The sequence below is a fragment of the Arthrobacter sp. Y3223164 genome, assembly GCF_059091005.1.
Genome location: NZ_JBNHGF010000809.1, coordinates 1 through 534, shown reverse-complemented (window position 1 = coordinate 534; position 534 = coordinate 1). Strand labels below are relative to the sequence as shown.

General features: G+C 69.3%; 1 pseudogene. It reads left to right on the top strand.

Going from position 1 to position 534, the window contains the following annotated elements:
• Nucleotides 1-409: pseudogene (locus tag AC5RUJ_RS18140) on the top strand (glutathione-dependent formaldehyde dehydrogenase); the annotation flags it as partial.
• Nucleotides 410-534: the final 125 nt, after the last annotated feature.

The following is a 534-nucleotide window of genomic DNA, read 5'->3' as shown; positions in this document are numbered from 1 at the left end:
GCACGGCTCGCCCGTGGCCGGCGCGGTCCACCAGGCGGTGGGGCTGCTGCCGTCCGCCGTGGGCCGCAAGGCGATGGAGGCGGCAGGGGTGGACAGGCTCGACGCGCTCTACACCGCCATCGACGCCGTCCGGCGCGGCGGCACGATCTCGATCAGCGGCGTGTACGGCGGGATGAAGGACCCCCTGCCGATGCTGACCATGTTCGACAAGCAACTCCAGTTGCGGATGGGCCAGTGCAACGTGAAGCGGTGGATCGACGATCTGCTGCCGCTGGTCGACCACCCGTCGGACCCGCTGGGCGTGCTCGACCTGGCGACCCACCAGGTTCCGTTGGAGCAGGCGCCGGAGATGTACGAGAAGTTCCAGAAGAAGGAGGACGGCTGCATCAAGGTGGTGCTCAAGCCGTAGTCCTAAACGGATCGGCGGACCCCGGCTGTCATGGGTCGCCGGGGTCCGCCGTACCGGTTCAAACGAAGATAAAGTTCCAGGTCCCGGCGGCCACGGCGGCGGCGGCGGCCGCGCCGGCGACGACC